At 62.6% G+C, this 24939-nt stretch carries 34 protein-coding genes; 23 read left to right on the top strand and 11 right to left on the bottom strand.

What is annotated here, in order from left to right; translation table 11 throughout:
* Positions 1-166 precede the first annotated feature (166 nt).
* From AC0QUY_RS18560 to AC0QUY_RS18500, 13 genes are all read left to right on the top strand, one after another.
* Positions 167-922: a biotin/lipoate--protein ligase family protein gene (locus tag AC0QUY_RS18560; protein ID WP_246738084.1), complete on the top strand. Its 756-nt coding sequence runs from the start codon at positions 167-169 to the stop codon at positions 920-922.
* A gap of 7 nt (positions 923-929) precedes the next feature.
* Positions 930-1505 carry a DUF6505 family protein gene (locus tag AC0QUY_RS18555; protein ID WP_161853177.1) on the top strand — a complete coding sequence of 192 codons (576 nt, stop codon included), beginning with the start codon at positions 930-932 and terminating at the stop codon, positions 1503-1505.
* A complete protein-coding gene (locus tag AC0QUY_RS18550; RefSeq protein WP_475387855.1) occupies positions 1502-2524 on the top strand; it encodes a DUF6352 family protein in 1023 nt (340 codons plus the stop codon). The genes AC0QUY_RS18555 and AC0QUY_RS18550 overlap by 4 nt, the downstream gene beginning before the upstream one ends.
* A gap of 22 nt (positions 2525-2546) precedes the next feature.
* Positions 2547-3059: a DUF3305 domain-containing protein gene (locus tag AC0QUY_RS18545; RefSeq protein ID WP_475387854.1), complete on the top strand. Its 513-nt coding sequence runs from the start codon at positions 2547-2549 to the stop codon at positions 3057-3059.
* Positions 3056-3751 (top strand): DUF3306 domain-containing protein, encoded by a 696-nt coding sequence (locus AC0QUY_RS18540; protein WP_475387853.1) that lies wholly within the window; start codon positions 3056-3058, stop codon positions 3749-3751. The genes AC0QUY_RS18545 and AC0QUY_RS18540 overlap by 4 nt, the downstream gene beginning before the upstream one ends.
* Positions 3752-3879: 128 nt before the next feature.
* Entirely contained in the window at positions 3880-4668 is a 789-nt protein-coding gene (locus AC0QUY_RS18535; RefSeq protein WP_475387852.1) for a molecular chaperone TorD family protein, read from the top strand.
* Positions 4669-4701: 33 nt separating this feature from the next.
* Positions 4702-4917, top strand: coding sequence for a hypothetical protein (locus AC0QUY_RS18530; protein ID WP_161853182.1), 216 nt, complete (start codon positions 4702-4704; stop codon positions 4915-4917).
* A 13-nt stretch (positions 4918-4930) separates the two neighbouring features.
* Complete coding sequence (locus AC0QUY_RS18525) at positions 4931-7897, top strand: formate dehydrogenase subunit alpha (RefSeq protein ID WP_475387851.1); 2967 nt, start codon at positions 4931-4933, stop codon at positions 7895-7897.
* Between the two features lie 14 nt (positions 7898-7911).
* Positions 7912-8508, top strand: a complete 597-nt coding sequence (gene fdh3B, locus AC0QUY_RS18520) for a formate dehydrogenase FDH3 subunit beta (RefSeq protein WP_028348819.1) — start codon at positions 7912-7914, stop codon at positions 8506-8508.
* Between the two features lie 68 nt (positions 8509-8576).
* Positions 8577-9599, top strand: coding sequence for a formate dehydrogenase subunit gamma (locus tag AC0QUY_RS18515; protein ID WP_475387850.1), 1023 nt, complete (start codon positions 8577-8579; stop codon positions 9597-9599).
* Between the two features lie 32 nt (positions 9600-9631).
* Positions 9632-9787 carry a hypothetical protein gene (locus tag AC0QUY_RS18510; protein WP_202639021.1) on the top strand — a complete coding sequence of 52 codons (156 nt, stop codon included), beginning with the start codon at positions 9632-9634 and terminating at the stop codon, positions 9785-9787.
* Positions 9788-9801: 14 nt separating this feature from the next.
* Positions 9802-10182 carry a gamma-butyrobetaine hydroxylase family protein gene (locus AC0QUY_RS18505; RefSeq protein ID WP_202639022.1) on the top strand — a complete coding sequence of 127 codons (381 nt, stop codon included), beginning with the start codon at positions 9802-9804 and terminating at the stop codon, positions 10180-10182.
* A gap of 12 nt (positions 10183-10194) precedes the next feature.
* Positions 10195-11529, top strand: a complete 1335-nt coding sequence (locus AC0QUY_RS18500) for a c-type cytochrome (RefSeq protein ID WP_475387849.1) — start codon at positions 10195-10197, stop codon at positions 11527-11529.
* Between the two features lie 18 nt (positions 11530-11547).
* Here the strand turns inward: AC0QUY_RS18500 and AC0QUY_RS18495 are convergent, their stop codons facing one another.
* Complete coding sequence (locus tag AC0QUY_RS18495; RefSeq protein WP_475387848.1) at positions 11548-11775, bottom strand: hypothetical protein; 228 nt, start codon at positions 11773-11775, stop codon at positions 11548-11550.
* A gap of 222 nt (positions 11776-11997) precedes the next feature.
* A complete protein-coding gene (locus tag AC0QUY_RS18490; RefSeq protein WP_161853186.1) occupies positions 11998-12225 on the bottom strand; it encodes a hypothetical protein in 228 nt (75 codons plus the stop codon).
* A gap of 209 nt (positions 12226-12434) precedes the next feature.
* On the opposite strand from AC0QUY_RS18490, the gene AC0QUY_RS18485 reads away from it, so the two are divergent.
* Positions 12435-12584, top strand: a complete 150-nt coding sequence (locus AC0QUY_RS18485) for a hypothetical protein (protein WP_161853187.1) — start codon at positions 12435-12437, stop codon at positions 12582-12584.
* A gap of 117 nt (positions 12585-12701) precedes the next feature.
* Here the strand turns inward: AC0QUY_RS18485 and AC0QUY_RS18480 are convergent, their stop codons facing one another.
* Positions 12702-12929, bottom strand: a complete 228-nt coding sequence (locus AC0QUY_RS18480; RefSeq protein WP_057837033.1) for a hypothetical protein — start codon at positions 12927-12929, stop codon at positions 12702-12704.
* 506 nt (positions 12930-13435) lie between these two features.
* Between AC0QUY_RS18480 and AC0QUY_RS18475 the strand changes: the two genes are divergently transcribed.
* The 3 genes from AC0QUY_RS18475 (at position 13436) to AC0QUY_RS18465 (ending at position 14656) form a co-directional block, all read left to right on the top strand.
* Positions 13436-13606, top strand: a complete 171-nt coding sequence (locus AC0QUY_RS18475; RefSeq protein ID WP_475387847.1) for a hypothetical protein — start codon at positions 13436-13438, stop codon at positions 13604-13606.
* A gap of 81 nt (positions 13607-13687) precedes the next feature.
* Positions 13688-13924, top strand: coding sequence for a hypothetical protein (locus AC0QUY_RS18470; RefSeq protein ID WP_161853189.1), 237 nt, complete (start codon positions 13688-13690; stop codon positions 13922-13924).
* A 141-nt stretch (positions 13925-14065) separates the two neighbouring features.
* On the top strand, positions 14066-14656 hold the full coding sequence (locus AC0QUY_RS18465; RefSeq protein WP_475387846.1) for a GDP-mannose pyrophosphatase: 591 nt from the start codon (positions 14066-14068) through the stop codon (positions 14654-14656).
* A gap of 41 nt (positions 14657-14697) precedes the next feature.
* On the opposite strand, the gene AC0QUY_RS18460 is transcribed toward AC0QUY_RS18465, so the two are convergent.
* A complete protein-coding gene (locus AC0QUY_RS18460) occupies positions 14698-15555 on the bottom strand; it encodes an SDR family oxidoreductase (RefSeq protein ID WP_475387845.1) in 858 nt (285 codons plus the stop codon).
* Positions 15556-15621: 66 nt separating this feature from the next.
* On the opposite strand from AC0QUY_RS18460, the gene AC0QUY_RS18455 reads away from it, so the two are divergent.
* Positions 15622-15804 (top strand): hypothetical protein, encoded by a 183-nt coding sequence (locus AC0QUY_RS18455; protein ID WP_475387844.1) that lies wholly within the window; start codon positions 15622-15624, stop codon positions 15802-15804.
* A 129-nt stretch (positions 15805-15933) separates the two neighbouring features.
* Positions 15934-16845, top strand: coding sequence for an NAD(P)/FAD-dependent oxidoreductase (locus AC0QUY_RS18450; protein WP_475387843.1), 912 nt, complete (start codon positions 15934-15936; stop codon positions 16843-16845).
* A gap of 17 nt (positions 16846-16862) precedes the next feature.
* Here the strand turns inward: AC0QUY_RS18450 and AC0QUY_RS18445 are convergent, their stop codons facing one another.
* The 4 genes from AC0QUY_RS18445 to AC0QUY_RS18430 all read right to left on the bottom strand — a co-directional run bounded on the left by AC0QUY_RS18445 (position 16863) and on the right by AC0QUY_RS18430 (position 20324).
* The gene (locus AC0QUY_RS18445) at positions 16863-18362 is read right to left on the bottom strand and encodes an FAD-dependent oxidoreductase (protein ID WP_475387842.1); all 1500 of its coding nucleotides are present in this window, start codon (positions 18360-18362) and stop codon (positions 16863-16865) included.
* 126 nt (positions 18363-18488) lie between these two features.
* Positions 18489-19211 (bottom strand): DUF72 domain-containing protein, encoded by a 723-nt coding sequence (locus AC0QUY_RS18440; protein ID WP_475387841.1) that lies wholly within the window; start codon positions 19209-19211, stop codon positions 18489-18491.
* Positions 19212-19398: 187 nt separating this feature from the next.
* Entirely contained in the window at positions 19399-19743 is a 345-nt protein-coding gene (locus AC0QUY_RS18435; RefSeq protein ID WP_475387840.1) for a hypothetical protein, read from the bottom strand.
* Positions 19743-20324 (bottom strand): hypothetical protein, encoded by a 582-nt coding sequence (locus AC0QUY_RS18430; RefSeq protein WP_475387971.1) that lies wholly within the window; start codon positions 20322-20324, stop codon positions 19743-19745. The genes AC0QUY_RS18435 and AC0QUY_RS18430 overlap by 1 nt, the downstream gene beginning before the upstream one ends.
* On the opposite strand from AC0QUY_RS18430, the gene AC0QUY_RS18425 reads away from it, so the two are divergent.
* Together AC0QUY_RS18425 and AC0QUY_RS18420 are read left to right on the top strand one after the other, a co-directional pair.
* A complete protein-coding gene (locus tag AC0QUY_RS18425) occupies positions 20227-20724 on the top strand; it encodes a DUF4142 domain-containing protein (protein WP_475387967.1) in 498 nt (165 codons plus the stop codon). The two genes, AC0QUY_RS18430 and AC0QUY_RS18425, sit on opposite strands and share 98 nt — an antisense overlap.
* A gap of 87 nt (positions 20725-20811) precedes the next feature.
* The gene (locus AC0QUY_RS18420; RefSeq protein ID WP_161853197.1) at positions 20812-21042 is read left to right on the top strand and encodes a DUF6496 domain-containing protein; all 231 of its coding nucleotides are present in this window, start codon (positions 20812-20814) and stop codon (positions 21040-21042) included.
* Between the two features lie 260 nt (positions 21043-21302).
* Here the strand turns inward: AC0QUY_RS18420 and budC are convergent, their stop codons facing one another.
* The 3 genes from budC to AC0QUY_RS18405 all read right to left on the bottom strand — a co-directional run bounded on the left by budC (position 21303) and on the right by AC0QUY_RS18405 (position 23008).
* A complete protein-coding gene (gene budC, locus AC0QUY_RS18415) occupies positions 21303-22067 on the bottom strand; it encodes a meso-2,3-butanediol dehydrogenase (protein WP_161853198.1) in 765 nt (254 codons plus the stop codon).
* A 54-nt stretch (positions 22068-22121) separates the two neighbouring features.
* Positions 22122-22553, bottom strand: coding sequence for a CBS domain-containing protein (locus AC0QUY_RS18410; protein WP_161853199.1), 432 nt, complete (start codon positions 22551-22553; stop codon positions 22122-22124).
* Positions 22554-22684: 131 nt separating this feature from the next.
* Positions 22685-23008 carry a hypothetical protein gene (locus tag AC0QUY_RS18405; protein WP_475387839.1) on the bottom strand — a complete coding sequence of 108 codons (324 nt, stop codon included), beginning with the start codon at positions 23006-23008 and terminating at the stop codon, positions 22685-22687.
* Between the two features lie 847 nt (positions 23009-23855).
* Here AC0QUY_RS18405 and AC0QUY_RS18400 point away from each other — a divergent pair.
* Positions 23856-24341, top strand: a complete 486-nt coding sequence (locus AC0QUY_RS18400; RefSeq protein ID WP_475387966.1) for a DUF1236 domain-containing protein — start codon at positions 23856-23858, stop codon at positions 24339-24341.
* Positions 24342-24465: 124 nt separating this feature from the next.
* Positions 24466-24921 (top strand): host attachment family protein, encoded by a 456-nt coding sequence (locus AC0QUY_RS18395; RefSeq protein ID WP_161853201.1) that lies wholly within the window; start codon positions 24466-24468, stop codon positions 24919-24921.
* Positions 24922-24939 lie beyond the last annotated feature (18 nt).

Genomic DNA, 24939 nt, shown 5'->3' with positions numbered 1-24939 from the left:
GTTGAACTACCTTGAACCTTGCTCCAAGCGGGGCGGTTGCTTCACCCTGTGGTTCTGCGGTAACCGCTCGGGCGGATATCTGCAAGATATAAGGTCGCTCGCGCCGCCAGCTAGTGCGGGGTAGCATACACAAACGGCCTTTGAAGCCATGAGGGAATAGTTCTTCGTGATCGCTCGTCTCGGGGATACGGAACAGACGCTCGATCTGCCGCCCGGTTATACTTTGGTCGCGTTGCGCGAGCTCGGCGACGCCTTTGCCCATGCGCGCGAGATCGCGGCGGAGGCGGGGGCCGGGACTCTGGTATGGGTGCGCCGCTATGATCTGGTCGAGTTCGCGGTGGTGCTTGAGCCGGACGAGCCGCTCAGCTCGGCGCGCCGGGCGTTCTTTGCCGGCATGAATGCGCTGGCGGATGCGATCGCCGCCCATTGTCCGCCGGAACGCGAGGTCGCGTTCGATTGGCCCGACGCTATCAGGTTCGACGCCGGGTTGCTCGGCGGCGGACGACTGGCCTGGCCTTCGGATTGCGCCGAAGACGAGGTGCCGGGCTGGCTCGTGTTCGGCGTGATCCTGCGCGCGGCCGCCATGGCGCATATCCCGGAGGTGCAGGCCGCCTCCGGCGTGTCCCTGCTGAGCGAAGGTTTCGAGATGGTAGAGACCGATGCGATCATCGAAAGCTTCAGCCGCCATTTGATGACCGCGTTCGACCGCTGGAAAGAGCGCGGCTTCGAGGCGATCGCGCGGGACTATCTGGAGCGGCTTCCCAAGAACAAAGCCGGTGAGCGCCGCGGCATCGACGTCAATGGCGATCTTCTGGTGAGGCCGCCTGCCGGCAGCGCAGCGCCGGAGCGGAGCAGCCTCGTGGATGCGCTGGCGAGGGCCAGTTGGTATGATCCGCAGGCGCGGGGTCCGAAATTCGAATGAGGCGGACATGTTGAAGTTTCCGCGAACCATCAGGCTGGACCCGTCCGATACCTTTGTTTTCGAGCGAGCGGCGGAACCCGGCGAATGGGCGGTTTCCGGCGCGTTCATATACTGGAACCGGGATCCGGCGACGCTTGGCCAGAAGCAGCGCGTGGCGCTCCGTTCGGGCTTTCTTGGGATCGACAGTCTCGGATGGTCGACCCTTGCCGTCGTCACCGAAGCAACCGAAGCGGAACGGCAGGCGATGATCGAGCGGCTCGCCGGGCATTTGATGGATAAATTCGGCGCGCCTGATGCGCATGCCGCGCGTCTTGCGGCCGAGGAGGAGATCGCGTTCGCAGGCTCGCTCTGCGATCATCCGCCGCAGACCCTGCTGGCCGTGCAGCGCAGCGTCGAGAATGGCGAAATCCGCGAACGCTTTCGGACGCTGAAGCCGCGCTTAGGTGCCGCAGATGCCGACCGGTTGCACGCCCATGCCAGCGCCTTTACCTTCCATGAAGTCGAAGGCGATGATGAACCTGCTGATGAGGTCGATCTTCGCGGACTGATCAGAACCGACGGCAAGACGACGGATCGTACATGAGAGAATTCTGGGTCGCCTCGGGCCATCACCTCACGCGCCGCGCCGATCACGGCGGGCTGGTGGCGACGCCCGAACTCATCATGGCCTATCTGGCGCGGCCCGAATTGCTGCCACCGGCCGACGCCTGCGAGGCCGAGCGACGCCTGCATGAGAGCCTGATGGTCGATCCGCTGCGCCCGGTGTCGGGCACCGATATCGCCGCGCTCGCCGACGCGGATGCGCGCGAAAATTGGGCCTTCATGGTGAATTTCCGCGACCGGCTGATGGCTGCGACGTCGCTGGAGGCGGTTTATGTCGCACTGGCCCGCAAGGGCGCCGGCGATCTGCCGCCGATCTTCCTGTCGCAATTGTGCCACCTGATCCTGCGCAACGCGCTCGAAGGCTGCGACGACCCTTACATTTTGCGGGCGGCCGAACTGTTCTATCGCAGCCAGCTCGCGGCCATTCACGAAGGCACGTTGCTGCTGGCCGATGCCGAGGTGATCGAGGCCGAGCAGCACGCCCAGCACGACCTGCATTCATCGCCGCTGACGGCTATGCTGCAGCAGCCGAAATCCTTCGGCGAGATGGACGTCATGGACGACGAAAACGCCTGGACCTATTGGTCGCGGTCGGATGCGCATGCGATGGTCATGAATCTCGGCGGTAACAAGAAAGCGCGCGCCGGGCTGTGCCGGGTCATCGAACGCTGGATCGGCCATCTCCTCGGGGTTACCGTCAACGTCGAAACCATTGTTTCGATCGAGGACCGCGACTGGCGCTGGTTCATCGGCCTCGACAGCGAGGCGACGCGGATCGGCAATGCGCTGTGGCGCGGCGAGCGGCTGGAGGGCGGCGTCGCCGAGCGCATCGTGGCCTTGATGCGGCTGACATTCGAAGATGCGCGGCTGGTGGATGAGCGGGTCGGCAACAAGCCCGTCTATCTCATCCTCGCCATGGGCGCGGACAAGGTGGTGCGGCTAAAGCCGCAAAATTTGGTTGCGGGTCTGCCGCTTGCGGCGACTGCGAACGCCACATGATCCACCGAAGGGAGGATCCGGTATGACCGAAGCATCCCGGGAGGTCGGCGTGGTGGTGCGACGCCGTTCGATCGACAATCCCTGGATCGACCAGTTGTGGTCGCCGGCGATGATTCTGGACGAGGTGCCTGCGACCGCGCCGTGGACCGCGCTGTCCACCGAGGCCGATGCGACGACATATTATGCGGGGGCAGCCAGCATTGATCTCTTCAGTGCGGAGACGGCGAATTATCGCGATAACCTCGCCGACGGCGCGCCGCGCATCTGGGTCGCGTTGCGCCGCCAGGACGGCGGCGCTGAACTCGAATTGACGAAAGTGACCGCCGACCCGACTGAAGGGGAGGCGATGTTCGAAAGCGGCTGCGACGTGATCGGCACAGTGCCGATGCCGCCGGAAATCGCCGCATGGATTGCTGCGTTCGTCGATGAATTTCATGTCGAACGCGTGTTCCACAAGCGCAAGCGGGATCGCGCCAGCGGCGATCGGCCGCGTGTGCCCGGCGGCGGGCCGGATGAGAGGACGGGTCGCAAATGAGTGGTCCGGATGAGGGCGATCGGGACAAGGGCTTTCTGGCGCGATGGTCGCAGCGCAAGCTGGAGGCAAAACAGGCCGAGCCGAAGCCGGACGCGCCGGCTCCGCAAGCCGTCGAAACGTCAGATCCGCCGGCAGCGCAACCCAAGGAGCCCGAGTTTGATCTCTCGTCCCTGCCAAAGCTCGAGGAGCTGACGGAAACCACCGATATCACCTCCTTTCTTCGCAAGGGCGTTCCCGAACAGTTGCGGAATGCGGCCTTGCGAAAATCCTGGGCGCTCGATCCAGCGATTCGCAATTATGTCAGCCCCGCACTCGACTATGCCTATGACTGGAATGCGCCGGGTGGGGTGCCCGGCGGCGGCGAGCTCGGTCCGGGCGTCGATGTGGCGCGTCTGGTCGCGCAGATCATGGGCGGACCTGCGGCCGAAACGACAAGTTCCGGTGCAAGTTCCAAAGATGAGGCGGCAGGCTCTCCGGCAGAGCTGACCGAACGGGAACCGCCGACAGAACCGCAAGAAGATCTCCCGGCGCCGGCGCTCAGACGGTCCGGGGAACCGACGGCGGAGATGGAAGCCGTTTCGGTCAATAATGATGCCAGCAAACCCGCGCCGGCCGAAGAAACCCAGCCGGTGCAACCTGTTGCGCCGCAGCAACCAGTGCGACGTCATGGCACCGCGAAACCGATTGTTTAGACAAAAGTTTTTGCGGACATAGCCCAAGCCTATGTTAGAGATTCCCTACTTGGAATAATTCCAGTTCTAAGTTTGTTTGCCCGGGGACACGGGTGGGCGCGAGTGGGCGGGGAGAAATCGGTAGCACCATGCGTGATGCCGGACTGGAACTAGCTATCAAAGCAGCAGGTGGCGTTGGGTCGCTGGCGCGGGGACTGGGCGTTGCTCAGCCGTCGGTCTCGGCTTGGTCGCGCATTCCCGCAGAACGGGTTCTCGCCGTCGAGGCGCTGACGCAGGTGGAACGTTTCGTCCTGCGGCCCGATCTCTATGGATCATCCGAGCATCAGGTGACATCGAAACCGGAAATTGACGAGATCGATCAACTGCGTGCCGCGGAATACGGCCTGCTGTCGCTGCTGCTCGGCAAGGCGCCGGATGCGGACACGTTGAGGAGGGTTGCCACGCTGAAGGGCGACGGCTCCGATCTCGGCATGGCGCATATCGAACTCGCAGCGGCAGCAGCGCAGACCGATGATCGCGCCGTCAGCAAGGAGTTCTTCGATCTTTTCATCGGGATTGGTCGTGGCGAGCTGCTGCCCTATGCCTCCTATTATCTGACGGGCTTTCTTCACGAGCGCCCGCTGGCGCGGGTGCGCGAGGATCTGCGGATGCTCGGGATCGAGCGCGCCGGCACCTCGCGGGAGCCGGAAGATCACATCGCCATTCTGCTCGAGGTCATGGCTGGCCTCGCACGCAGCGACTTCGAGGCTGAGTTCGCCGAACAGGCACGTTTTTTCGAACGGCATCTCAAGCCATGGGCGGCGCGGATGTTCGCCGATCTGGAAATGTCGCCATCGGCGCGCTTCTACCGCGCCGTCGGCCGCGCCGGCCGTGTCTTCATCGAATTGGAATCCGAGGCCTTCACGCTGTCCGAGTGACGGCGAAAGGCAAGAACTATGAAGGAGATCGCAATGAGCAAGCCATCTGACAGCAAGGGCAAGTCACGGGCCACAGGGGTGGATCGGCGCAGCCTGTTTCTGATGGGCGGTTCAGCGGTCGCTGCAGCAGCCGTTGTGCCGCTCACTGGCGGCGAGGCGGCAGCGGACGAGTCGCAGGCCGAGCGCGTCAAGGCCCGCTACAAGGAAACCGATCACGTCAAGAACTTCTATCGCGTCAACCGCTATTGATGGGACCACGCACATGTTGATGAAGCGAAAAGATGGATCCGCGGGCAGGGCGCGTTTGCAGGGAATCGCCGCCGGCCTCGCGTCTGATATTCTCGACCGCCGTACGTTCCTGCGGCGCTCCGGTCTGGCGGCCGGTGCGGGCGCCGCGATCGGCCTGATGCCGCTCGGCTCGGTGCGCAAGGCGCAGGCCGGCCCTGAGAAGGTTGGCGCGCCGACCGAAATCAGAAAGAACATCTGCACGCACTGCTCGGTCGGCTGCACCGTGATCGCCGAAGTGCAGAACGGCGTCTGGGTCGGCCAGGAGCCGGCGTGGGACAGCCCGATCAACCGCGGCTCGCATTGCGCCAAGGGCGCCGCCGTGCGTGAACTCGTTCACGGCGACCGCCGGCTGAAATATCCGATGAAGCTGGTCAACGGCGAGTGGCAACGGGTGTCGTGGGACGTGGCCATCAACGAGATCGGCGACAAGATGCTCGAGATTCGCGCCAAGTCGGGCGCGGACTCTGTCTACCTGCTCGGCTCCGCGAAATTCTCCAACGAAGGCGGCTACCTGTTCCGCAAGTTCGCGGCGTTCTGGGGCACCAACTCGATCGATCACCAGGCTCGCATCTGTCATTCGACCACCGTCGCCGGCGTCGCCAACACCTGGGGCTACGGCGCGATGACGAATTCCTACAACGACATGCGCAACTCGAAGACGATCGTCTTCATGGGATCGAACGCGGCCGAAGCCCATCCGGTGTCGCTGCAGCACATCCTCTCCGGCAAGGAGCTTAACCGCGCCAACGTGTTCGTGCTCGATCCGCGCTTTACGCGTACCGCGGCCCACGCCACCGAATATGTCCGGTTCCGCGGCGGCACCGATATCGCCGTGATATGGGGCATGCTGCACCACATCTTCAACAATGGCTGGGAAGACAAGGAATTCATCAAGCAACGCGTCTACGGCATGGACCAGATCCGCGCCGAAGTCGTGAAGTGGACGCCGGAAGAAGTCGAACGCGTTACCGGAATTCCCGGCGAGCAACTGAAGAAAGTTGCCGAGACCTTCGCAAAGCAAAAGCCATCGACCATTGTCTGGTGCATGGGCGGCACCCAGCACACCGTCGGCACCGCCAACGTCCGCGCATATTGCAACTTGCTGCTCGCGACCGGCAACGTCGGCTCGTTCGGCAGCGGCGCCAACATTTTCCGCGGCCATTGCAACGTGCAGGGCGCGACCGATATCGGCCTCGATATCACGTCACTGCCGCTCTACTACGGCCTCGTCGAGGGCGCCTGGAAGCACTGGGGACGGGTCTGGGAAGTCGAATACGATTATCTCCAGTCGCGCTTCGACGAAGTCCCGGCGAAGGCGGGCCGTCCGGCACGCACCCGCAAGCAGAACATGGAGCTGCCGGGCATCCCGTGGACCCGCTGGTTCGATGCGACGCTTGCCAACCCTGACGACGTCGACCAGCGCGATGCCGTGAAGGGCGTGGTCATCATGGGGCACGGCGGCAACACCGTGCCGCGCATGACGGAGATGGTGAAGGGCCTCGAAAAACTCGAGTTACTCGTGGTCGCCGATCCGCATCCGACCACCTTCGCCGCGATCTCCGAGCGCAAGAACGGCACCTATCTGCTGCCGGCCTGCACCCAGTTCGAAACCTCGGGCTCGCGCACGGCGTCGAACCGCTCGCTGCAGTGGGGTGAGCAGATCGTCAAGCCGATCTTCGAATCGAAGGACGACTACGAGATCATCTACCGTCTGTCGGAAAAGCTCGGCTTCGCCGACAAGATGTTCAAGAACATCAAGGTCGAGAACAACCGTCCGTCGCCCGAGGACCTCTTGCGGGAAATCAACCGCGGCGGCTTCTCGACCGGCTATTCCGGCCAGTCGCCGGAGCGGCTGAAGGCGCACATGAAGAATCAGGGCAAGTTCGACCTGGTGACCTTGCGCGCCAAGGCGGACGAGCCCGAGATCGGCGGCGACTATTACGGCCTGCCGTGGCCGTGCTGGGGCACGCCGCAGATCAAGCATCCGGGCACGCATACGCTCTACAACACCAACCTTCACGCCAAGGACGGTGGCGGCACGTTCCGCGCCCGCTTCGGCGTGGTCTATGAAGAGAAGCAGCCGGACGGTTCGGTGAAGAACGTCAACATGCTTTCGGAAGGCTCCTACAGCAAGGGCTCCGAACTGACCGACGGCTACCCCGAGTTCACTTACGGCGTGCTCAAGAAGCTCGGCTGGGACAAGGATCTCACCGCGGATGAACTTGCCACCATCCAAAAGATCGGCGGCAACAATCCTGATGGCGTCGGCTGGGCGGTCGATCTGTCCGGCGGCATCATTCGCGTCACGCTGGAGCATGGCGTGATGGCCTATGGCAACGGCAAGGCCCGCGCGGTGGCGTGGAATCTGCCCGATCCCGTGCCGGTGCATCGCGAGCCGATCTACACGGCGCGGCCCGATCTGGTCGCGAAATACCCGACGCGTCCGGACGGGCGTCAGTTCCGCATGGCCAATCTCGGCTTCTCGATCCAGAAGGCGGCGGTGGAGAAGGGACTGGCCAAGCAATTCCCGATCATCCTGACCTCGGGACGCCTCGTCGAATACGAAGGCGGCGGCGAAGAAACCCGGTCGAACAAGTGGCTCGCCGAGTTGCAGCAGGACATGTTCGTCGAGGTCAACACCTCGGATGCCGCCGAGCGTGGCATCAAGGATGGCGGCTGGGTCTGGGTCTACGGCCCCGAAAACAGCTCGAAGGCCCGCGTCAAGGCGCTGGTCACCGACCGGGTCGGGAAGGGCGTGGCGTTCATGCCGTTCCACTTCTCCGGCTGGTTCCAGGGCGTCGACCAGCGCGGCAAGTATCCGAAGGGTGCCGATCCGATCGTGCTCGGCGAAAGCGTCAACACGATCACGTCCTACGGTTACGACCCGGTCACCGGCATGCACGAGGGCAAGGTGACCCTGTGCCAGATTCAAGCGGCGTGAGAGGAGAATAGATCATGGCTCGCGTCAAATTTCTTTGTGATGCCGACCGTTGCATCGAGTGCAACGCCTGCGTGACGGCCTGCAAGAACGAACATGAAGTGCCGTGGGGCATCAATCGCCGCCGCGTCGTCACCATCAATGACGGTAAGCCCGGCGAACGTTCGGTCTCCATGGCCTGCATGCATTGCACGGACGCGCCGTGCGCCGCGGTCTGCCCGGTGTCGTGCTTCTACACCACCGCCGACGGCGTCGTGCTGCATTCCAAGGACCTGTGCATCGGCTGCGGCTACTGCTTCTACGCCTGTCCGTTCGGCGCGCCGCAATATCCGAAGGTCGGCAACTTCGGATCGCGCGGCAAGATGGACAAGTGCACCTATTGCGCGGGCGGGCCGGAAGCCGACTCGACGCCGGCCGAATACGCCAAATACGGCGCCAATCGTCTGGCCGAGGGCAAACTGCCGATCTGCGCCGAGATGTGCTCGACCAAGTCGCTGCTCGCCGGAGACGGCGCGATCATCGCCGAGATCTACAAGGAGCGGGTGATGAAGCGCGGCTACGGCTCGGGCATGTGGGGCTGGAAGACGGCCTACAGCGATTCACCGACCGGCTGATGCTACGGCCGCCGCGCCCCGGCGCGGCGGCACAAGCGTAATTCCGATAATCGAAAGGCGTTGTGCAAATGCCAGGCTCAATTTCAATTCTCAGGTTCGCGGTCTTCAAACCGCTGTTCGCCGCGTTCGCTCTGCTGTTCGTGCTCGCGCATCCGGCAGCCGCGCAGATCTCGTTCAAGCCCACCGCCGAGGCTGTTCAGGAAGACAAGCTTCTGAACGCGCTCAAGGAGGGCGACAAGATCTCCGGGCGCGTATCGATCCCCGATGGAAATGCCGCCAACCTGATCCAGCCCGCCGGGCGCGACTGGCGTGACTTCCAGCGCAGCAAGCTGCCGTGGATCGGCGGCATTGCCATTCTGGGAATGATCGTTGCGCTGGCGATTTTCCTGATGGTGCGCGGGCGAATTCGCGTGCAGCAGGGGTTCTCGGGGAGGACGATTCTGCGCTTCAACAGCTTCGAACGCTTCGTCCACTGGCTTACGGCAAGCTGCTTCGTCGTTCTGGCGCTCTCAGGTTTGAACGTCAGCTTCGGCCGCACCCTGATCCTGCCCTTGTTCGGTCCGGACGCCTTTGCAGCCATGTCGGCCTGGGCCAAGCTTGCGCATAACTATCTGGCGTTCCCGTTCATGCTGGGCGTCCTGATCATGTTCCTGATCTGGATCAAGAATAACATCCCGGGCAAGCTCGATCTGGAGTGGATCAAGCAGGGCGGGGGGCTGCTGTCCAACGGCAAGCATCCGCCGGCCAAGCGTTTCAACGCCGGCCAGAAGGGCATCTTCTGGATCGTGATCATCGGCGGCGTGCTGATGTCGGTGTCCGGCTGGTTCCTGCTCTTCCCGTATCTGCCTGGCAACGTCACCGCGCTTCAGTTCTGGACGGTCATCCACGCCGTGATCGCGATGCTCTTCATCGCCGCGATGCTGGCGCACATCTATATCGGCTCGATCGGCATGGAAGGGGCGTTCGACGCGATGGGTACGGGCGAGGTTGATCTCAACTGGGCCAAGGAGCACCACGCGCTCTGGGTCGAGGAAGAGCAGCGCAAGGCCAATGCGCCCGCCGATAGCGCCCGGGCCGTGCCGGCCGAATGATCCGGCCCGGCTCAAGTGAAAGGTGAAGTGACATGAAATCCTTTGTTGCGGCTGTAGCATTCGCAGTCGTCGCTGCGGTCGGCGTCGCGATGGTGCTCAACTCCTTTCAGGAATCGAGCTCCGTGGCCTTTACCACCAGCGGCGCCAGGGTCGGCGATCCCGGCCATAATCTGATCGGCCCGGGCTGACGCCGGCGGTGGGCGTGCCTGACGTTGCGCTGGCGTGGCCGGTCGAGATCCGGTTGCCGAAGGACCGCCGCTCCTTGCGTGTAGCCTTTGACGATGGCCGCACCTTCGACCTTGCCGCCGAATTGCTCCGGGTGACCAGTCCGTCCGCGGAGGTGCAGGGGCATTCCGAGGCCGAACGCAAGACGGTCGGCGGGAAACGCAACGTCGCCATTCTTTCGGTCGATCCGGTCGGTAATTATGCCGTCAGAATAGGATTCGACGACATGCACTCGACCGGCATCTACTCCTGGACGTTCCTGCGCGAACTCGGCCTCAATGCCGAACGGCGCTTTCAGGATTATCTCGACGACCTCAAGGCCAAGGGGCTCGACCGCGACAGGCCGGGCGTACGCTGAGGGCCGGCGGGAATGGCAGCCAGGGATTCGGCGAAAGCTTCCCATCGCAACATTGGCCGGCCGGCGCTTTTGGTGCTTTTAGCCGGGTGGATCGCGCTGCCGGTCTGTACAACGGCCGCCGTGGCGCAGATGCGCGGACATGGTGGGCCAGTGCGGGCGCTGGCGATCTCGGCCGACGGGCAAAGCGCGATCTCCGGCAGCTTCGATTCGACCGCGATCCGCTGGTCCCTGACGCGCAATGCGGCCGAGCAGGTGCTTCGTTTCCATGCCGACGCCGTCAACGCGGTCGCGCTGCTCGGGGACAAACGCGCGGCAACCGCCGGTGCCGATGGCCGCATTGCGATCTGGACGTTTGGCAAGACCGAACCCGACGCAGTGTTCGAGGGGCACACGGCGCCAATCGTCGCGCTGGCAACATCTCCCGATGGCGCAACGCTGGCATCGGCCTCGTGGGATCGCACGGTGCGGCTCTGGCCGCTCGCGGGCGGCGCGCCGCGCGTGCTCGATGAGCATACGCAGAACGTCAACGGCGTGGCGTTTACGCCCGATGGCCGCGCTCTGGTCAGTGTCAGCTACGACCTCAGCGTTCGCATTTGGCCGCTATCAGGCGCGCAGCCGCCGACTGTCGTGGCAATGCCCACTCCACTCAACGCCGTGGCCGCCGGCGCCGACGGTGAAATCGCGGTCGGCGGCGCCGACGGCAAAATCTACTTCCTGACCGCAAGCGCCGCGCGCGCCGGCGAGGTCGCCGCAGGGCCAAGGCCGGTGATCTCGATTGCGATTTCGCCCGACGGCGCGCATGTGGCCGCTGCTAGCATCGGTGGCACGGTCGCGGTGATCGATCGCAAGACGCGCACGCTGGCGCGGACCCTGGTCGGTCCGGGGCTGCCGGTCTGGTCGGTGGCCTTCTCGCCGGACAGCCGCACGCTGCTCACCGGCGGCGCCGATAACATCATCCGGCGCTGGAACGCGGCGACGGGCGAGCCGGTCGATCCGATTCTCATGGAGACGGCGGGCGATCCGCTCGCCGCCTATGCTGGCGATCGCGGCGCGGAGATTTTTCGCGCCTGTGTCGCTTGCCATACGCTTGGCGCCGATCAGGCCAACCGCGCAGGTCCTACGCTTGCCGGAATTTTCGGCCGGCGTATCGCGACCGCGCCGGGCTATAATTTTTCCGAGGCGCTCAAGCAACTCGATATCGTCTGGACGCCGGAGACGGTTTCCAAACTGTTCGAGGTCGGGCCGCAGGCCTACACGCCCGGCACCAAGATGCCGGAGCAGCGTATCGGTTCGGAGCAGGATCGCGCCGCGCTGGTGCAATTCCTCGAACGGGCGACAAAGCGATAGCGCGAAGCGGCGCGGCGATTACTCCGGTTGCGTCAAATGTTTCACGGGCGCCGAGAAGACCAGCGACATATCCTCGTATTCCTCGATCGGAAGCTTGGTTACGCCCGCGGAGGCCGGAGATTTCTTCGACAACGCCACGCCGGTGGTTACGGTAGAACGTTCATGGGAAATTGAGTACGAGCGCATCGTGGTTACGACAGCGAGCAGGGCGACTGCCACGAATCCGGAAATCAACAGACGCTTCATGGAAAACTCCGTTGGTTCGAAATGCAGTGTGGCTTGCACCACCGCATTACGGCCAACGGTCACGCCTGAATGTGGCCTGCGTCACCTATCACGATCTTTTTTTGACAATTGAATCGGTTCCCTCGCGCCGAATGAGACGTTGAATCGCTACCTCTGGTTGCCGAGCCGATGATTGTCGCGACAGCGCTGTCCCCGGCGAATTGCGCGCGTGAATCGATTTGTCTACGGCGCAGGGCGACGGCCGGTGCGCGGATTGAGCGGACCCGTCGGCCGCCGCCGCAATGCTTCCGGCAAAAACTCCTCGTCTGGGTCGGGCACAGCGTTGGCGCGGACGTCCGCCGCGGACTGGGCTCGTTCGTGCGGAGTCTGGTTGTCGTTGAATCGTCGCTTCACGTCGACGCCGTCAACCGGATCGTTGACGCCGTGCTGAATGTCTCTGAAGTCGCCCATGAAATCCTCCCTGAGCGCTCACCGATCTGCATGCTCGCAAACGCGATCTGGCGAACGGTGTTCCACGGTATCCGTGAGAAGCCGCGCTAAATTGAGCGTCAAATGGAACCGTCGCTCCCGCGCCCGATTGATTCCAGGCAACCGCGAGATGGAGCGGCAGACGAGCGAAAAGGCATAATCGGGTAATCGACGGAATTTAGGAGAATGTGATGGGACTTGAGGCCGTGTATTTCATCGGAGCGTTCGTGCTTCTTACCGCGCTGATCTATGGAACGTTGAGCTATCGTTATCGCAACAGGGCGGCAACGGACGCGGGCGAGGAAATCGTGCGAGAGCGGTATCGGCAGAATCAGGGCTGACGCGCGGGGAGACAAGGAGTGACGGCTTCGTAGCCGGATGAGCGGAGCGACATCCGGGACATAGTCGCCGAGACTATCCCTGATATTGCTGCGCTTATCCGGGCTTACTGATCCTGATCACGGCACGCTTTGGGAGTCCTTGGCGCCGAGTGCGGTCTTGTTGCCGGCGTCGCGACCGGGGACGCTGACATGGACCTCGTGACCCTGCCGGATCGCGAGTGAGGCAGCCGCAACGGCCGCTTCGAACGCTGCTTCCTTGGTATCGTAACTGTGCGGCGCACTCCCGTCGTGGAGAACAGTCCAGCCGTCCGGCTTGGAAATGATCATGTATTCGGCCAATCCCATCGAAGCCTCCTTGCTGTTCGCAAGGGCAACGTGGAAGCCCGTTCACCGTTCCGATAGCCTGTCACACGGAGACATCACGCGTGCAGGCTTGCCGCGTCGCGGGCGTGTCTTGGCGAAGGACGGATCAGGTTTTAGGTGGACGCCCGCGTTTCGCGAACAGAAGTCCTTGCATGTCAGCGGCCTTCTGGAGAAGACCTGCGCGCTTCAGCGCCTCGCTTCGGGCAGGACCATGGGGCATCGCGCGCGCCTGCTCCAAGGCCGCCAGCGCCTCGGTTTGCAACTCGTGTTGGGGCCGGACGTCGTCCTTCCTTTTGTCCATCCGAAAAGCGTAGGAGCGGGGCCTTCGCCTGTCTGTTCGGTTCCGTACGTTGGAACCAGAGGTGGAGGGTTATTCCCCCAGGAACCAAATCGTGAGCTTGCCGCTTCCACCTTCGGATCTTCAAACCCGATCTGGAGAGACCGGCGTCAGTGGCCGGGCGCTGCCCCCGGTGGATGGAGGATTGCGAATGCTCGAAGAGAAACTGAAGGAGTCGATTGTCGCAGAGCTGAAAAGGCAAGCGGCAAATGATCCGAAATCGCTCAGCATCGAGAGCTCCGACGGTCTCGTCGTCAAGGGCAAGATCGATCTCGACGATCTCGTAATGGTGATTGCAGGCGCCGGTGCTGGAGGGCCGTAACGGCCCGCCGTCAGCCGGGCAAGCCGTATCAGGAACGGAGCGGGGCGCCGGACGTTTTCCAACAAACGGATTGAACGCAAGATGACGGAACCACTGCCACTACTGATCGAGAGTTCGATTGCGATCGCTTGGGACTATCTCGAACGTACGGGAGAGTTGGGCGATGCGATGGTGGCCGGCCGCTTCCTCAGCGACGCGATCGAGTTGATGGTACGCCGTGGCGAGCGGCGGCGACTGATGCTCGCCAACAGGGCCATCACGGCCTATCAGCAATTCTTACGGAAGCAGTCCATGCCTCCGGTGCTCGCGTCGGCCTGATGACAGGTCCGTGTTCATCTGGGAGCCCTTTATCTGAGGGCAGGTTGACAATGCTGGTCCGCAGCCCGGTGGCCGTTAGATCCTTACGATTGCCGTTGCTTGCAAGGCAGCGCCATTCGTGCGTTTGCACGCCCCGCGACAATGGACGGTGAGACGGTACACATCCGCGACGTCGAGACCCTTGCCCAGGGCAAGGGCAAGCTGACCTGCGTGACTTACGAGCAGCGCAGGCGCGACGGCGAGCAACAGCGGCGCCAGCGCGAAATCTACGACAACGGCAACTCGGCCGTCATTCTTCCCTATGATCCCGCCCGCAAGACCGTGCTGCTGACCCGGCAATTGCGGCTGCCGATATTTCTGCAGAATGGCGTCGAGCGAACTGTGGAAGCATGCGCCGGCAAGCTCGATGGCGAAAGCGCCGAACGACGTATTGTGAAGGAGATGCAGGAAGAGCTCGGTTACAAGATCATGAACGTGCAACGATTGTTCGAGCTCTACGTCAGTCCAGCCGCGATCATGGAGAAGATCGTCTTCTTCACCTGTACCTATTCGCCGCAGAACAGAGTGTCGGACGGTGGCGGGCTCAAGGAGGAGGGAGAGGACATCGAGGTGGTCGAGGCCACGTTGGATGAAGCTGCCGCGATGATCACAGCCGGCGAAATCGTCGACGCCAAAACGGTCATTCTCGTTCAATATCTGAGCAATCGTGTGCAGACCACCGCTCGCGACTAGACTGGAGCGGCGTCGCGGCGAATCCCGTCTGCGGCCCTACGCTAGAGGAACGGCTTTCCGCCGGTGACCGCAATCGTCGCGCCGGAGACGTAGCTGGAAAGCGGATCGGCCAGCATGACATAGGCGGTGGCCAACTCGACGGGCTGGCCCGGGCGTTTCATCGGGACCTGCTTGCCGAAATTCTTCACGGAGTCCTCGGGCAAGGTCGAAGGAATCAGCGGGGTCCAGATCGGCCCCGGGGCGACCGCATTGGCGCGAATGCCCTTCTCGGCCAGCATCTGCGCCAGCCCCGCCGTGAAATTGTGGATCGCGCCCTTGGTGGTCGCATAGGCCAGCAAAGTGGGGTTGGGCACATCCGAATTGATCGAGGCGGTGTTGATGATGCAGCTTCCGGCCTTCATGTGAGCGACGGCTGCCTTGGTCAGATAGAACATGGCGTGGATGTTGACCTTGAAGGTCAATTCCCATTCCTCATCGCTGATGTCTTCAATGGATTTGAAGCTGGCTTGGTGTGCTGCGTTGTTGACGAGGATGTCGATGCCGCCGAGTTCAGACGCTGCCTTGGCGATGACAGCCCTGCAATGATCGGGGTGCTGGATGTCGCCCGAAACAAGAACGGCCTTCCTGCCGGCGTCCGTTACCAGTCGCTCGGTCTCGCGGGCGTCGTCGTGCTCTTCGAGGTAGGAGATCAGGACATCGGCTCCCTCGCGGGCGAAGGCGATGGCGACCGCGCGGCCGATGCCGCTATCGCCGCCCGTGATGATGGCCTTCTTGCCCTTGAGCCGGCCGCTGCCCTTGTAGGATGTTTCGCCATGATCCGGCAGCGGGTTCATGGCGCCGGTCGTGCCCGGCATCGGCTGGTGCTGGCTGGGAAATGGTGGGCGCGGGTAGTGCAGCATTGTATCTCTCCCTGAAAAGACGGCGCTGCTAACGCGGGTGTTCAGTGCTGCGGCTCAAGTGAGACGGTGGAGATTTCCCAGCGGATTGAGCGTGCCGGGTTCCTTGTCCTCTTCTTCGCTCTTGCGCTGTTCCGCCTGGCCTTCCTCTTACAGCTTGCCGTCGCCAACGACTTCGGCGATGACTTCCTTGGTCTTCCCCGCAACCCGGCGGATCGCTCGTTTGATCGTGCCCATGGTCGTGACCTGTGATGTCGCGGGCTGGTCCGGGTCAATGTCCGGCCGCGGCCTTCGTTCCTGCGGCACCGGGACCACGCGGCCGCGCAAACGAGAGGAACGTTGCGACACGCCTCGCGATTGGCTCTCCGAGGAGAGAAGGTGATGTCGGGATTTGAGCCAAGAGGACTCGATGCGCTGATCATCGGTGGCGGGCCGGCGGGGCTGACCTGCGCGATATATCTGGCGCGGTACCGACGCAAGGCCGTCGTCATCGATAGCAGGCAAAGCCGGGCGGCGCTGATCCCCGAAACGCATAACTATCCAGGGTTTGCCGATGGAATTTCCGGTCCAAGGCTGCTCGAGGCGCTGACTTCGCAGGCCAAGAATTACGGTGTCGAAATCATCGCCGACCGGGTTACGGATTTGCGGCGCGCCGGGTGCGGCTTCGAGGCGATCTGCTCGCAAGGAGCCATCGAAGCCGCACGGGCCGTGCTGGCAAGCGGATTGGTTGACCGCGACCTCGCCAATTCCGATCTGCGAGAGGCCGTCGGCAGCGGGTTGGTCCGGTATTGCCCGATATGCGACGGGTTCGAAGCATCCGACCTTCGGATCGGGGTATTGGGCAGCGCCAATGACGCGGCCGCGAAAGCGCTATTTCTGCGCACCTATTCCAGGCACGTCACGCTGTTGACGTTGGACGGCAAGTCTTGCGACGAACTGCCCGGCCGCGAATTGTCGGAAGCAGGTATTCGCATTCCCAAGGCCCGCGCCCTGGCATTTCGCAGACGGGGCAAGCAAATGATCGCGTCTCTGAGCGACGGGACGATCGAAAGCTTCGACGTGATCTATCCGGTGCTGGGCTGCGAGGTGCGTTCGGAGCTGGGAAAGAACCTCGGTGCCCGGCACAACGATGTCGGATGTATCGAGGTCGATGCACATCAACGGACGAATGTGCCGGGATTGTACGCCGTGGGAGACGCGGTTTCAGACCTGCACCAGATCGCGGTGGCAACGGGCCACGCTGCCGTCGCCGCCACCGATATCCATAATGGTTTGCCGCGCAATTTTCGCTGACGACGGGCGATGGAATTTTACGGCTTATCCTCGATCTCGTGCGCGGCCAGCGGGCTGACCGCGGGGGCATTGAGCGGCGTGCCATCGAATGCGAAGTGAGACCCGTGGCACGGGCAGTCCCAACACGTCTCGAACGAATTCCAGTGCAGGTGGCAGCCGATATGGGTGCAGGCTGCGGAGCGGGCATAGAGTTTGCCGGCGGAATCGCGATAGGCGGCGATCTTGCTGAGGCCGTGCCGGATAATGGCGCCGTGTCCGGCTTTCAGATCGCTCACTGCGCTCAGTTCGCCCGGCGCGAGATATTCGGCAAAATTCTTCACTGCCGTGATGTTCTCCTTCACAAAGTTGCCGATCGCGGCAGGGGTCTTGCGCGAGGGGGCGTAGACTTCGGCCCATTTGCTGCCGCGGCCCTGGATCAATGCCGAATTGATCATGGCGCCCACCACGCCGTGGGTGATGCCCTGGCCGGAATCGCCGGTGTGCACATAGATATTCTCGCTGCCGGGATTTTTGCCGATGAAGCCGGCATAATCGATGGTGTCGAGGATCTGTCCCGACCACCGGTGGGTGACGTCCTGGACCTCGGGGATGAGGTTGCGTGTCCAGGCCTCGAGCGCCTGAAAGCGCACCTCGGCATCGTCGGCTTCGCCGCTCTTGTGGTCGCCGCCGCCGACAATGAGATGGTCGGTCTGTCCCTCGCCAGGCTGCAGCCGCACATAGTGATAGGGGTCCAGCGTGTCCCAGTAGAGTGCGTCCGGGATCGCGCCCTTCCTGATCGAAAACGCCATCGCATAGGAGCGGTAGGGCGCCATCTTGGTGTGCAGGACAAATCGATCCATAATCGGCGAATTCGTCGCCGCGACCGCCGCGCGGGCAACGACCTTGCCGCCTGCGGTTGAGACGACCACCTTGCCGTCGTCACGCTCCTCGATGGACTCGACGACCGTGTCGGCGTGGAATGTCCCGGCCTTTGCTTCGACAGCCGCGGCAAGCCCCTTGAGATATTTTAGCGGATGGAACGTGCCCTGGCCCGGGTAACGCAACACGTGCTGCTGCTCGCAGTGGGAGAAGGGAACGCCGACCAGCCGATGGACAGGCGCCCCCACCTTGCGGACGGCATCCAACTCGTCCTCGATAATTTTCGAGTCGGTATTCAGTGCCTGGAAGAGATAGCCGTCGAGGCGGCGAAAATCACAGTCGATGGAGTCTTTGTTCTGAATTTCTTCGATGCGATCGATCGCAGCCGCCTGGCTTTCGTAGAACAGGCGCGAGATTTCCTCGCCGCGGAGGCCGATCATCGCCGATGTCAGGTCGTCACACAGCGGGGCGAGGTGGGCCGTGGTTCGCGCCGTGATGCCGCCGGCAATCTTGCCGCGATCGATCACCAGGACACGCGCGCCTTCGGTGGCGATCTCGTAGGCGGTGGAGATTCCTGCAATGCCCGCGCCAATGATGACGACGTCGCATTCCTTATCGCCCTGCAAGCGGGTTGCGTTGGGCGCGACCTCGACTTCCATCCATAACGACCTGCTACGCCGGTCCGCAAAATGGCTCATCCGAAAACCCGATAACTGAAGAACCTGATCGAAAGGCCAACGGCAGTCCGAGGTCTTGGTTCCTCCGCTGCATCGCGCTCGGCCCTGTCACAATAGCTCGATCAGGCGCCGGGCATCGGCCGGTGCGGCGCTCTTCTGGTCATTGTCGAAGTAGACGAACACGTCGCAGCCCTGTTTCTTCCAGGACCTGATGCGGCGGGCCCAATCGGCAAGGGCGGCCTCGCCATAGTGATTCTTGTAGCGGCCTCCGGGCCCGTGCCCGCGGACATAGACGAAATCGGCCGTACGCTTCCACGGCGCCGGGGCGTCATGATGGTCGGAGATACAAAGCGAGATGTTTTGCTCGCGCAGCAGCCGGATGACCTTGGGCTCGTACCAGCTCGGATGCCTGAATTCGAAGCTGTAGCGTCGCTTGTTCGAAAGCAGTTTGAAGAAGGACGCCAGGCGGTCGGCGTTAGCGTGGAAGTTCGGCGGCAGCTGAAACAGGATCGGCCCCGCCTTCTTCCCGAGCAGGGACAGACGGCTTTCCAGCAGTTCGAGGCTGTTGACCGAATTCTCCGAGAGCCGCTTCCAATGCGTGATGAATTTCGATGCCTTCCAGGCGAACACGAAATCGCTTCCGGTCTGCGCGCGCCAGCCCTTTACCGCTTCCGGCGTCGGCGTCCGGTAAAACACCCCGTTCAGTTCTGTCGTCGGGAATTGGCCGGCGTAATACGGCAATTGCTCCTTGAGCGGCAATCCCCTGGGAAAGAACGGTCCGCGCCAGGAATCGTAGTGCCAGCCTGAGGTGCCGATCAGGACGCGTGGCATGGTGTCTCTCTTGGCATCACGGCTTCAGGACGACCTTGGTGCCGTCTTCCTTCGCATCGTGAACGGTATGCGCAGCGAATGTCGCGCTTGGGCGAGGATGTAATGATCGGCGAAGATGAGTTGTTCCTGCATCTGCCAGGAGAGCGAGGGACGGCAAGCGCGGCCTGCGTAGCCGATGAGATCTCGTTCAGCTTTTCCGAAGGCCGCTATGTCCGTGGTCAGGGGATCTCTTCAAGGGGGTCTCTTGGAGATCGTCGAGCTCGACGAGGTAGGCCAGCAGCAGGTCTCCTTCCGTCTGCTTGGAATCCCGCGCCGCTTCCCGGTAGGCGGCAATTTCGTTCTCGGTCGAACGCCGTGCCCGGAGCCGCGCCTTGCCATCCCATAGAGGTTCGCCGTTCGACATCAAGACGGCGATGTCCTGACGCAGCCAGTGCTCGTGACAGAGTTGCTGGGACTCGCGCAAGTTCTTGGCTTCGAAAGCAAGCGTGGGCCGTCCATCGATGTCCAGGGTGAAAATCGCGGGCAGTAACATCATCCGACCCACGTCACATGTCTGACCACAAGGAAGAGACCGGCGGCGCCGACGGCGATGAGCGCGCATGGCATCGCGATCTGCATCGCAATCCGAATGACAGTCAGGTTCATGCCGGCGGCCTGACCGGTGAACGGTGCAGTTTCCCCGATGCGGAATACTGGCTTTGGTCGCGCTACACTCACAGTCCGATCAGCCGGCAAGTGGGCATTGCTCGCGTCAAAAATAGCCTGCAAGCGAGTTCTCGTCTGTCCGATCCCTGACACACGGTTGCGGGAAATAATGGCTCGAAACGGGGCATTGCCGCAGTGCGAGGCCTGACCGGACGTTACGACGGGCTCGCAGCGGCGGCGTGCAAAGGGAACGATAGAGGAGGATAGCTGATTGATAAGACAGATGCCGGGCCGAACCTGGCGACGAAGGAATATGAAAATGAAATACCTTGCCCCATGCCTTGCCCTCGTTCTCCTGGCAACGCCTGCCATGGCCCAGTCGATCGGAGAGAAGACCGGAGTTAATTCAACGCTTGGCATCACGCCGGCGACGGAAGATTTCGTGAAGCAGGCCGCCATCAGCGACATGTTCGAGATCCAGTCCAGCCAGCTCGCGCAGGAGCGGGGCAATGCTGCCGAGAAAACCTTTGCCGCCGCCATGATCAAGGATCACGAGAAGACGACCAGTGACTTGAAGTCCATGGTCTCCGGCGGGGACCTGAAGGTGACGCTCCCGACCCAGCTCGACAGCACCCACCAGAGCAAGATCGACAAGCTGAAATCGCTCAAAGGCGGCGACTTCAGCTCCCGGTACCAGATCCAACAGGTCAGTGGTCACAAGGACGCCGTGTCGCTGTTCGAGCGTTACGCCAAAGGCGGCGACCATCCGAAACTGAAGGAGTGGGCGGACAAGATGCTTCCGACGCTGCGCCACCATCTCCAAATGGCGCAGGAGATGGCGGCGGGAAAGACGGTCGGCAAGCACTAGGAGGCGCAAGGAATGGGCGCAATGGGCGCGCGGAATGCCGGCAGAGCCGAGTCCGTGTGAATTATCTGAACGGTGAGGATGAACAAGATGGCGAAGAAAGCAACGAAGCGCAGATATTCAAAGGGGGCGGCGAAGAAGGTCGGCCGCGCCATGAAGAAGCGTAAGTCCGGCACGCTGAAGAGCGGTCGGTCCGGCAAGAAGGTGAAGAGCAGGAAACAAGCGATCGCGATCGGCCTGTCGGAAGCACGAAAGAAGGGCGCCAAGGTACCCAAGAAAGGTTCAAAGAAACGTTCGAAGAAGCGCGCGAAGAAGTCTTAAACGGGTCAATCCGACCGCGCCAGATCGGCGGCCGGATAGGCCACCATCCAGTCGTCCAGCAGTTCGTCTCCGAAATCATCGAGCGCTCGAATTCGATAGCGCTCGAGATTTCGCGGTGAGGTTTTGCGGTTTCGAGGGAATGTTGATTTGGGTGTCGGTGCCATCGGTCCTCGCCGCTCCGTCGGCGTTCCCCCATCCGTATGATGGGAATTAGAACGGTGAGCAGCTGGCCAGGGTTCCTGTGACAGTGTGAAAAACGGCTACGCCAGTGGCGGCTGGCCATTGGAAGCAGAAACGCCGCCATCCACGGCGACGTTGGCACCCGTCACGAAACTTGCGTCGTCGCTGGCAAGAAACGCAATGACGGCGGCGACTTCACGGGGTTCGCACACCCGACCCAGCGGGATTCGTTCCCGGAACTTCCCCAGCAGTGCCTCGTCCTCCATCGTGTCGGCCGTCATGCCGGTCCGGGTCAGGCTGGGGCAGACGGAATTCACGCGAATGCCCTTTCTGCCGAGATCCAGCGCCAGCGACCGCGTCAGGTTCACAACGGCGCCCTTGGCGGCGTTATAGGGGCTCGCCGCCCAATCTCCTCCGGTTCCCGATACGGAAGCTGTGTTGACGATCGAGCCCTTGGTCTTCTCGAGATGGGGCAGGGCCGCGCGGCAGCCGAAGAAGACGCCGTCGAGATCGGTGGCCATCACCTTGCGCCACTGCTCGTTGCTGATTTCGACCGGGTCGCCGCCCTCGTAGACGCCGGCATTGTTGACGAGAACATCCAGCTGCCCGAAGCGCTTCAGCACGGTCTTCACCATGGCATCAACGGATTCGCTATCCGAGACGTCGGCGAGATGGGCCAAGGTGAGTTGCGCCGGCAGGTCTTTCGCGACGGTGGCCAGCGGCATTTCGTTGCGATCCACCAAAGCGACACGCGCGCCTTCGGACGAGAAGCGCCGCGCGGTAGCCTCGCCAATGCCGGAGGCCGCGCCGGTCACGATGACAACTTTCCCTTCAAAGCGCTTCATGGCCGGTCAGTCACAGAGCTTTCCGACGGCTTGCGTAGCTCAGGCTTGCGTAGCTCAGACCTGGGCATGCTGTCCGCCGGGGCGTGAAATTGCGCACAGCGCCGCGCCCGTGCCGTTGCCGCGCTGGACCAGCGCGATGTCGCCCAGCGCAATGATGCCGACAAGCCGCTTGTTGCGGTTGAGCACCGGCAGGCGGCGGACCTGAATGTCGCCCATGTTGGCGCTCACCTCTTCGAGGTCCTGATCGTCGTAGCAATATTTGACGTCGGCCGTCATCACGTCGCCGACTCGTCCCTCGGGGCCTCGGCCCATGCCGATACCGCGGATTGCGATATCGCGGTCGGAGATCATGCCGACCAGACGGTCGTTGTCGGTGACGGGCAGCAACCCGACACCGAGCGCCGCCATCGCCTGCGCGGCGTCCTTCAGGGTGTCATCGGGGGTGCAGAGTTGGACCTCGGATGTCATCACATCGGAAACTTTCATATGCCTCTCCGTTTGCCGGTTGCTTCACCCGCTAACAGGCACCGCAGGTCGCCGTTCCCGTGAAACACATGAAATATTCAGGCAGTGCTGGAGAGACTTCGGACCGCACCCGAAGCCTCCCCTCAATTGTCTTACCAGCGGTTGCTGTCGATGCCGACGCCCACGCTGACGCCGGGTGCTCGAATGCCGACGCCGGCTCGCGGTTCGTCCCAGTCGCGATAGCGTCGATGTTCGATATAGCGCTCGCGCGGCGCATAAGCATAGGAATCGCGCACGATCACGCGACTGCCGCCGCGGGTGCGATAGCATCGTCCATCTTCGTCACAGACCATGCGGACCTGCTGTATCAGATCGGAGTTGGTGTATTCGTTCTCGGTGTAGACGTCAGTCGCATTTGCGCTGCCGGCCAGGAGCGCGCCCGCGCCGGCCAGCAGGCCGATTGCAATCTTCCTCATAAGTTCCTCCTCATTCGAATGCTGCCCTACGGGGGCTCAAAGCATCGCCCCCGCTTTGGTTCCGGCAGTGAGTGGAACGATCGGGAGGTTCCGGAAGGTTGGGGCCCGCGAGCCGGCGGAACGGCGCTGAGCCGCGCCGGGTTAGTCCGGCGGTGACACAAATCTTCCAAGAACGGAACAAGGAGCGGAACATGAAACATAGTCTTTTGGCCGGCGCCGTCGCCGGACTGATGCTGGGCACAAGCGCATTCGCGCAATCGCCGAGCGATCAACAAAGAACCAATGCGCCATCCGCGCAAAGCCAGTCGCCCAAGGCGTCGCCATCACCTTCGACCCGACAAAATACCGAAGGCGGTAGTTCGAACGCGCAGCCACCGCCGACCAATGCGACGGCCGATTCGCCACGTCCGCAGGCCCAGTCAAATCAGCCAGCCGCGACGCCGCAGGCGAGATCTAATGGCAATACAGCCAACCCGCCGGCGCAGCAGCAGCAGGCTCAGCAACCTTCGCAGCAACCGTCACAGGCGCAATCGGCTCAACAGCCGAGCTCGTCCTCGCAACCTTCGCAGGCGCAGACCAATACGGCCCCACCGGCCAATAACCAGTCGACAAGCACGCAGCCATCGACCGGTCCGACGAATGCGACCAACAATGCACCGAGCACCGGGTCTGCCAGGGTTCGACCAATACAGCGGCTCAGCCTTCGAACGCGCAGACCAACGCCGCGCAGTCGCGGACGAACGTCAACGTCTCGGCCAATCTGACGGAGAGTCAGCGCACCCGCGTCAGCACATCCATCAGCCGGCTGAACGCCAGGCCGGTAACCAACGTCAACTTCTCATTGTCGGTGGGCACGGTCGTGCCCCGCAATGTGCATTTCCAGCCGCTGCCGGCTGACGTGGTCGAGGTGATGCCGCAATATCGCGGCTACAACTTCATCGTGGTTCGCGAGGACATCGTGATCATCGAACCCTCGACCTACAAGATCGTCGACGTGCTGCCACGCGGCGGCCGATCGACCGCGGCTGCGCCGGCACCGCGCAAGTCGACTTTCTCGGACAGCGAACGGGACGTCGTTCGCAAGCATGCGCGTTCGTCCAGAACCGAGCAGCGTTCGAACAGGGTCGAGCAGCGCACCACGGGCAGCGCGACCTCCACGCGTATTCGCGTTGGCGATCGCCTGCCGGACTCGGTCGTGATCCGGTCATTCCCTGATGAGGTATATCAGGAATCTCCGCGGCTGCGGGAGTATCGCTATATCGAGCGAGACGATCGGACCTACATCATCGAGCCCGGCGAACGCCGGATCATCGAGGAAATCGACGACGACTGACATGTAAATACGTCTAAATATGTCGAGGAGGGAAGCGGCTGGGATGGCCGCTTCTCTTCCTTGTGTCCGGTAGGCAACCAACCCGGCACTTCATGCGTTAGGCCCGCATGGAGCAAGGATAACAATGACCGCTGGACAAAAACCCCACATTTCTCACAACACTCTGATGCTCATCGGCGATGGACGAAAGGCGCTTTTTCTCCGCAACAAAGGCACTCCGCAGCGACTCAATCTGGAGGTCGAGCAGGTTCTCGAGCAGGAAAATCCGGCAACGCGCGAGCAGGGGACGGATCGTCCCGGCCGTTCCATCCAGAGCGTCGGTACGGCCCGAAGCGCAATGGAGCAGGCCGACTGGCATTACCTCGCAGAGGAGCGGTTCGCCGGCACCATTGCCGAAGCGCTCTATCGCCTGGCTCACGGCAACCACTTCGACAGACTGGTCGTCGTTGCGCCCGCGAAAGTGCTGGGCAATCTCCGGCAGGCTTTTCATGCCGAAGTGGCGGAGCGCATCGTCGCCGAAGTTCCGAAGGAACTGACCTCTCATCCGATACCCGAGATCGAAAGGCTGATGGCGGCTTAGCCGCCGTCAGCCACGACG

Source organism: Bradyrhizobium sp. WYCCWR15520 (genome assembly GCF_056174665.1).
The sequence above is the reverse complement of the archived record's forward strand: the minus strand, read 5'-3'. Positions and strand labels throughout refer to the sequence as shown.